At 65.8% G+C, this 7,695-nt stretch carries 6 protein-coding genes; all 6 read left to right on the top strand.

Annotated features, from left to right (window positions below; all coding sequences use genetic code 11):
- The first annotated feature begins 175 nt into the window (after positions 1-175).
- Positions 176-1,339, top strand: a complete 1,164-nt coding sequence (gene prpC, locus ABWP92_RS15355; protein WP_353236270.1) for a bifunctional 2-methylcitrate synthase/citrate synthase — start codon at positions 176-178, stop codon at positions 1,337-1,339.
- Positions 1,336-1,800 (top strand): GntR family transcriptional regulator, encoded by a 465-nt coding sequence (locus tag ABWP92_RS15350; protein ID WP_353236269.1) that lies wholly within the window; start codon positions 1,336-1,338, stop codon positions 1,798-1,800. Before prpC ends, ABWP92_RS15350 begins: the two co-directional genes overlap by 4 nt.
- Before the next feature lie 181 nt (positions 1,801-1,981).
- Positions 1,982-2,956: a Bug family tripartite tricarboxylate transporter substrate binding protein gene (locus tag ABWP92_RS15345; protein WP_353236268.1), complete on the top strand. Its 975-nt coding sequence runs from the start codon at positions 1,982-1,984 to the stop codon at positions 2,954-2,956.
- 61 nt (positions 2,957-3,017) lie between these two features.
- Positions 3,018-5,618 (top strand): Fe/S-dependent 2-methylisocitrate dehydratase AcnD, encoded by a 2,601-nt coding sequence (acnD, locus tag ABWP92_RS15340; RefSeq protein ID WP_353236267.1) that lies wholly within the window; start codon positions 3,018-3,020, stop codon positions 5,616-5,618.
- Positions 5,619-5,677: 59 nt separating this feature from the next.
- Complete coding sequence (prpF, locus tag ABWP92_RS15335) at positions 5,678-6,871, top strand: 2-methylaconitate cis-trans isomerase PrpF (RefSeq protein WP_353236266.1); 1,194 nt, start codon at positions 5,678-5,680, stop codon at positions 6,869-6,871.
- 325 nt (positions 6,872-7,196) lie between these two features.
- A complete protein-coding gene (locus ABWP92_RS15330) occupies positions 7,197-7,592 on the top strand; it encodes a COG4315 family predicted lipoprotein (RefSeq protein ID WP_353236265.1) in 396 nt (131 codons plus the stop codon).
- The last annotated feature ends 103 nt before the right edge of the window (positions 7,593-7,695 follow it).

The following is a 7,695-nucleotide window of genomic DNA, read 5'->3' as shown; positions in this document are numbered from 1 at the left end:
ATTCGCAAACTCATCTCTTCCGCTTCGCAACGATTCGCCTTTTCAGGTATGGAACCGGATTCGCAAAAAACTTAAATTGCGAATCACCGCGGGTCGATCACGGCCCGTCCCATCCGGCGCGAGCATTTCGGACAGCACGAAAGCGTCTCGCGCCCTTCATGCCTGGAGACCCTCTATGAATGCCGTTGCCGAAGCCGCCGTATCCTCGTTCAAGCCCAAGAAATCCGTTGCCCTGTCCGGCGTGACCGCCGGCAACACCGCCCTTTGCACCGTGGGCAAGACGGGCAACGATCTGCACTACCGTGGCTTTGACATTCTCGACATCGCCGAGGTGTGCGAGTTCGAGGAGATCGCGCATCTGCTGGTGCATGGGAAATTGCCCACCCGCCCGGAACTGCGTGCCTACAAGAACAAGCTCAAGGCGCTGCGCGGCCTGCCCGCGAGCGTCAAGCAGGCGCTGGAGCAGCTTCCCGCCGCCAGCCATCCCATGGACGTGATGCGCACCGGCGTGTCCGTGCTGGGCTGCGCGCTGCCCGAGAAGGACGATCACAACCTGCCCGGAGCACGCGACATCGCCGACCGCCTCATGGCATCGCTGGGCTCGATGCTGCTGTACTGGTATCACTTCAGCAATTCGGGCAGGCGCATCGAGGTGGAAACCGATGACGACTCCATTGGCGGCCATTTCCTGCACCTGCTGCACGGCAGCAAGCCCAGCGCGCTGTGGGAGCGCGCGATGCACACGTCGCTCAATCTCTACGCCGAGCATGAGTTCAACGCATCGACGTTCACCGCGCGTGTCGTCGCCGGCACGGGAAGCGATATGTACTCCGCCATCACCGGCGCGATCGGCGCCCTGCGCGGGCCCAAGCACGGCGGCGCCAACGAAGTGGCCTTCGAGATCCAGAAGCGCTATGACAATCCGCAGGAGGCCGAGGCCGACGTGCGCCGGCGCGTGGACAACAAGGAGGTGGTCATCGGCTTCGGCCACCCCGTCTATACCGTGAGCGATCCGCGCAACGTGGTGATCAAGGGCGTGGCCCGGCAGCTCTCCGAGGATGCGGGATCCACCAAGATGTTCGACATCGCCGAGCGCCTCGAATCCGTCATGTGGGAAGTCAAGAAGATGTTCCCCAACCTCGACTGGTTCAGCGCGGTGAGCTACCACATGATGGGCGTGCCCACCGCCATGTTCACGCCGCTGTTCGTCATCGCGCGCACCAGCGGCTGGGCCGCGCACATCATCGAGCAGCGCGTGGACAACAAGATCATCCGCCCGAGCGCCAACTACGTGGGGCCGGACGACCAGGCCTTCGTTCCCATCGAGGAGCGCAAGTGACGGGTGAAACGGTCGAACGTCCCCACGGGCAAGGCGTATTGCAGCCGTATTCGCTGGCCATGGCGATTGCCGGCAAGCTGCGCGACCGCATCCTCGCGCACCGGATGCCGCCCGGCAGCGAAGTCAGCGACGGCGCGCTCGCGCAGGAATTCGGAGTGAGCCGCACGCCCGTGCGCGAAGCGCTCAAGATGCTCTGCCACGAAGGCCTGCTCACCGCGCACGTGCGGCGGGGCATGACCGTGACGACGCTCAGCCGCGCGCAAGTGCGCGAGGCCGAGCAGTTGTGCGAGCTGCTCAAGACCCAGCTGCGCCGCGAGAGCGGCAGCCACGCGGCTGACGTCTCGCGGGAACTGACGCAGCAGCTCCTGCAGCTCGCCAGCTCGCGCCTGCGACTGGCGCGCGGCGAGCCGGGGGACGGATCACGGTTGAGCGAAATGAACTCAGGTTTGAAACAGCCATGAAACATATCGAGAAAAACCAGCCAACGCCCTTAGCGGCCTTCCCGGGCTGGCAAGGCGCGGCGGCTGGCAGGAGGCGCACGGCCCGCTCCCGGATGCTCTGGCACACCCCTTGCTCCCAGTGTGCGAGTGCTGATGCAAGCACGCTCGCAAAACCACTGATTACAGAGCAGGAGACCTCTTCATGACCATCAACCGCCGCCACTTTTCAGCCGCAGTCGCCAGCCTGGGCCTGCCGCTCTCGTGGAACGCCCACGCCGCCGACGTCTTCCCCAGCAAGCCGCTGAAGATCATCTGTCCGTTCGCCCCCGGCGGCGGGTCGGATTTCATCGCGCGCGTCGCCGCCACGATCCTGGGCGAGCACACCGGCCAGGCCTGCGTGGTGGACAACCGGCCGGGCGCCGGGGGAACGCTGGGCTCTGAACTGGCCCTGCGCTCCGCTGCAGACGGCTACACGCTGCTGCTGGTTGCCGGAAGCTACACCGTCAACCCGTCGCTCTACAAGATCCGCTTTGACCCGGTCAACGACATGACCCCGGTGATCCAGCTCTCCAAGGGCGCCTACGTGCTCTGCGTGAACGCCAGGCTGCCGGTGAACAGCCTGCAGGAACTGATCGCGTACGCAAAAAGCAATCCGGACAAGCTCACCTACGCGTCCGCGGGCAATGGCAGCCATCTGCACATCTCGACCGCCTACATGTTCGGGATGGCCGGCGCCAAGGCCACGCACATTCCCTACAAAGGCACGGGCCCGGCGGTGACGGACCTGCTTGCGGGCAACGTGGACATGCTGGTCGCCGGCACCGAGGCGCTCATGCAGCACGTCAAGAGCGGAAAGCTGCGCGCGCTCGCGGTGACGACCGACAAGCGCCTGGCCGCCTATCCCGACATTCCCACCATCGCCGAAGCCGGAGTCCCCGGCTACGACGTGGTCGCCTGGCATGGACTCATCGCGCCCCGAGGGGTTGCGCCGGAGATCATCAGGAAACTCAACGATGCGTTGAACGCCGGGCTTTCATCCAGGGAAATCGTTGCCAAGCTCGAACCGACGGGCGTGTCGCCAGCCGGCGGAACACCCGCGCAGTTCGGCGAACTGATCAAGGCTGAAATCCCGCGATACGCCAAGGTCGTGAAGGACAACGGCATCCACTCCGACTGATTTTCACATTCCAGACATGCCCGCGCCCGCTCGCGGCATGTCCACCCACCGACATACCCACATGAACTCGCCCCATCGCAAGCAGCTACCCGGAACGACCCTGTATTTCCATGACGCGCAAGCCGCCGTCGAAGCCATCGAGCCCGGAGCCTGGGCCACACTCCCCTACACCTCCCGCGTGCATGCTGAAAACCTGGTGCGCAAGGCCGATCCGGAGCGCCTGAATGACTATCTCGCCCAGCTCATCGGGCGCAGGCGCGAACTCGACTTTCCGTGGTTTCCGGCGCGCGTGGTGTGCCATGACATCCTGGGCCAGACCGCGCTGGTCGACCTGGCGGGCCTGCGCGACGCGATTGCCGACGAGGGCGGCGACCCGGCGGCGGTGAACCCGGTCGTTCCGGTGCAGCTCATCGTCGATCACTCGCTGGCCGTCGAATGCGGCGGCGACGATCCGCAGGCGTTCGCCCGCAACCGCGCCATAGAGGACCGCCGCAACGAAGACCGCTTTCACTTCATCGACTGGTGCAAGCGCGCGTTCAAGAACGTGGAAGTGATCCCTCCGGGCAACGGCATCATGCACCAGATCAACCTGGAGCGCATGAGCCCGGTGATCCACAACGTGGGCGGCGAAGCCTATCCCGACACATTGGTCGGCACGGACAGCCACACGCCGCACGTGGATGCGCTCGGCGTCATCGCGGTGGGCGTGGGCGGGCTCGAGGCGGAGAACGTGATGCTGGGGCGCGCCTCCTGGATGCGTCTGCCTGAAATCATCGGCGTCGAGCTGAGCGGATCGCGCCAGCCCGGGATCACCGCCACCGATATCGTGCTCTGCCTCACCCAGTTCCTGCGCAAGGAAAAAGTCGTCGGCGCCTACCTGGAGTTCCACGGAAGCGGCGCTCGCGGACTCACCGTCGGCGACCGCGCCACCATCTCCAACATGGCGCCCGAATATGGCGCGACCGCCGCCATGTTCGCCATCGACGAGCAAACCATCGACTATCTCAGGCTCACCGGCCGCGATCCCGAACAGGTGCGGCTGGTGGAAATCTACGCGCGGCAGGCCGGACTGTGGGCCAATTCGCTGGCGCGGGCGCAATACGAACGGGTTCTGAAATTCGACCTGTCCGGCGTCACCCGCACCATGGCCGGGCCGTCGAATCCGCACGCCCGGCTGCCGGTCTCCGAACTCGCAGGCAAAGGCATCGCACGGCCATGGACCGAAACACCCGGCGAGATGCCCGACGGCGCGGTCATCATTGCAGCCATCACCAGTTGCACCAACACCTCCAATCCGCGCAATGTGATTGCCGCGGGGCTGCTCGCGCGCAACGCCAATCGCATGGGGCTCGCGCGCAAGCCCTGGGTGAAGTCCTCGCTCGCACCGGGCTCGAAGGCGGTGGCGCTCTACCTCGACGAGGCCGGTCTCGCGCAGGAGCTGGAAAAGCTCGGCTTCGGCATCGTCGCATTTGCCTGCACCACCTGCAACGGCATGTCCGGCGCGCTGGCTCCCGCCATCCAGAAGGAGATCGTGGACCGCGATCTCTACACGACAGCGGTGCTGTCGGGCAACCGCAATTTCGACGGCCGCATCCATCCGTACGCCAAGCAGGCCTTTCTCGCATCGCCGCCGCTGGTCGTGGCCTATGCGATCGCGGGCACGATCCGCTTCGACATCGAGAACGACGTGCTCGGCATGCATGAGGGCAAGGAAATCCGCCTCAAGGACATCTGGCCGGACGACGCGGAAATCGACGCCGTGGCCAGGCAGGCCGTCAGGCCCGAGCAGTTCCGATCGGTCTATGAGCCGATGTTCGCCATCCAGGCACACGCGGGCGCGAGCGAGCCGCCGCTCTACGACTGGCGCGCTCAGTCCACCTACATCCGCCGCCCGCCTTACTGGGAAGGCGCGCTCGCTGGAGAGCGCACCCTCAAGAGCCTGCGTCCGCTCGCCATCCTGCCGGACAACATCACCACCGACCATCTCTCGCCGTCCAACGCCATCCTGCCGGATTCGGCCGCGGGCGAGTACCTTGCGAAAATGGGGCTGCCCGAGGAGGACTTCAACTCCTACGCCACCCATCGCGGAGACCACCTGACGGCGCAGCGCGCCACCTTCGCCAATCCCAAGCTGTTCAACGAGATGGTGCTCAACCAGGACGGCTCGGTACGCCAGGGCTCGCTGGCGCGCGTGGAGCCCGAGGGCAAGGTCATGCGCATGTGGGAAGCCATCGAAACCTACATGCTCCGCAAGCAGCCGCTCATCATCATCGCCGGGGCCGACTACGGACAGGGCAGCTCCCGCGACTGGGCGGCCAAGGGCGTGCGCCTGGCGGGCGTCGAGGTGATCGCCGCCGAAGGCTTTGAACGCATCCACCGCACCAACCTGATCGGAATGGGCGTGCTGCCGCTCGAATTCAAACCCGGAACCACCCGCAGGACACTGCAGCTCGATGGCACCGAGGTGTATGACGTGACAGGAGAGCCCGAGCCGCGCGCCGACCTCACGCTGGTGATCCGCCGCAGGGACGGCTCCGTGCAGAACGTGCCGGTGACCTGCCGGCTGGACACCGCCGAAGAGGTTTCGATCTATCACGCGGGCGGCGTGCTGCAAAGATTCGCGCAGGACTTTCTTGCGGAGAACGCCAAGGCGGCGGTATAGCTGCTGCTGCGCCGGCACTTTTCATTCAAGCGATTTTTCGTCCCGAGACCCATCCACCCATGCCCGCACTTCCCCAACTCCGCATCCCCGCCACCTACATGCGCGGAGGCACCAGCAAAGGCGTCTTCTTCCGTCTTGACGATCTGCCCGAAGCCGCGCAAAAGCCCGGCAAGGTACGCGACGCCATCCTGCTGCGCGCCCTGGGCAGTCCCGATCCCTACGGCAAGCAGATCGACGGCATGGGCAACGCATCATCGAGCACCAGCAAGGGCGTGATCCTCTGCAGAAGCTCGCAGCCCGGCCACGATGTGGACTACCTGTTCGGCCAGGTCTCCATCGACCAGCCGTTCGTGGACTGGAGCGGCAACTGCGGCAACCTCTCGTCCGCCGTCGGCCCCTGCGCAATCCACATGGGGCTGATCGAGCCGGCGCGCATTCCCCGCAACGGCGTGGCCACGATCCGCATCTGGCAGGCCAACATCCGCAAGACCATCATCAACCACGTCACCATCACCGATGGGCAGGTACAGGAGAGCGGCGACTTCGAACTCGACGGCGTGACCTTCCCCGCCGCGGAAGTGCCGCTGGAATTCATCGACCCCGCGGACGATGGCGAAGACGGCGGCGCGATGTTTCCCACCGGCAATCTCGTGGACCGGCTCGACGTGCCGGACGTGGGCAGCTTTCCCGCCACGCTGATCAACGCGGGCATTCCCACGATCTTCCTGAACGCGCGGGATCTGGGCTATTGCGGAACCGAACTGCAGGACGCGCTCAACAACGACACCGACGCGCTCGCGCGGCTCGAGGCGATCCGCGCGCATGGCGCCGTGAAGATGGGCTTGATCGCCACGCCTCAGGAAGCCGCAAGGCGCCAGCACACGCCCAAGATCGCCTTCGTGGCGCCCGCCACCAGCTACCAGACCTCCAGCGGCAGGCAGGTGGACGCCGGGGAAATCGATCTGGTGGTGCGCGCGCTGTCCATGGGCAAGCTGCACCACGCAATGATGGGCACGGCCGCCGTGGCCATCGGCACGGCGGCGGCGATCCCCGGCACGCTGGTGAATCTGGCGGCCGGAGGCGGCCAGCGCGACGCGGTGGTCTTCGGCCATCCGTCCGGCACGCTGAGAGTGGGCGCGCAGGCCCGGCAGGTGAACGGCGAGTGGATCGTCACCAAGGCGCTCATGAGCCGCAGCGCGCGAATCCTCATGGAGGGCTTCATCCGCGTGCCCGCGCAAGTGCTCGAGGCCTGATCAGACTCCCGCGCCGTAACGCCAGGTGAAATAGACGGCGGCGATGACGCCAATCACCGCCAGTATGGTCATGATGCGGCCCATGGGATTACCTGTCTTTCTATGTTTGTCGGCTCGTATGCCAAGCCTTGATTCTTGCAGGGAAACGGCATCAACGGAAGAACGCTGACACGCCGAGGGCACGAAAGGTTACAGCCAGGGCGGCGCAAACGGGGGAGACTGCTGCGGTCAATGCGGCGCGCGTCTCGCGGCCTGTCCGGGCCATTCCCTGGCTCCAGGCGGACGAGGCAGCCGCCCGCGATCCCTTTTCATCGAGGAACACACCATGATCCGAATCCTGCTCACCGCCGCGGCCGCATCCGCCCTGATGGCCTGCTCGTCCACCAAGGCTCCCATGTCCGCGCAGGCTCCATCGCCCGCGACCGTTCTCAACGGCGTGCTGGTGGGGCCGAACCAGATGACCCTGTATGTGTTCGACAAGGATGTTCCGGGCTCGGGCCGGAGCGTCTGCAACGACGCCTGCGCCGCCAACTGGCCGCCGCTGGCCGCGCCGGCGGGTGCAATGCCCATCGGCGACTGGAGCCCGATCATCCGCGACGATGGCAGCAAACAATGGGCCTACAAGGGCCGCCCGCTCTACAACTGGGTGAAGGACTCCAGGCCCGGCGACAAGACGGGCGATGGTTTCCTCAACAACAACTGGCACGTGGCCAGGCCCTGACGCGCGGCCCGGGCCCGGGCCAGGGCCGGCGTGCGTGAGAACGTGTTGACGATCTCCTCGCGCCGCGACAGCGGCTTTGCGCGATGGGATGCAAGGCGCAATA

This window comes from Diaphorobacter ruginosibacter, from assembly GCF_040396215.1.
In the GTDB taxonomy this organism is placed as follows: Bacteria; Pseudomonadota; Gammaproteobacteria; order Burkholderiales; family Burkholderiaceae_C; genus Diaphorobacter_A; species Diaphorobacter_A ruginosibacter_A.
The sequence above is the reverse complement of the archived record's forward strand: the minus strand, read 5'-3'. Positions and strand labels throughout refer to the sequence as shown.

Excerpts from the sequence above, each read along its gene's own strand:
- prpC (WP_353236270.1), top strand. The coding sequence starts at position 176 with ATGAATGCCGTTGCCGAAGCCGCCGTATCCTCGTTCAAGCCCAAGAAA.
- ABWP92_RS15345 (WP_353236268.1), top strand. The coding sequence starts at position 1,982 with ATGACCATCAACCGCCGCCACTTTTCAGCCGCAGTCGCCAGCCTGGGC.
- acnD (WP_353236267.1), top strand. The coding sequence starts at position 3,018 with ATGAACTCGCCCCATCGCAAGCAGCTACCCGGAACGACCCTGTATTTC.
- prpF (WP_353236266.1), top strand. The coding sequence starts at position 5,678 with ATGCCCGCACTTCCCCAACTCCGCATCCCCGCCACCTACATGCGCGGA.
- ABWP92_RS15330 (WP_353236265.1), top strand. The coding sequence starts at position 7,197 with ATGATCCGAATCCTGCTCACCGCCGCGGCCGCATCCGCCCTGATGGCC.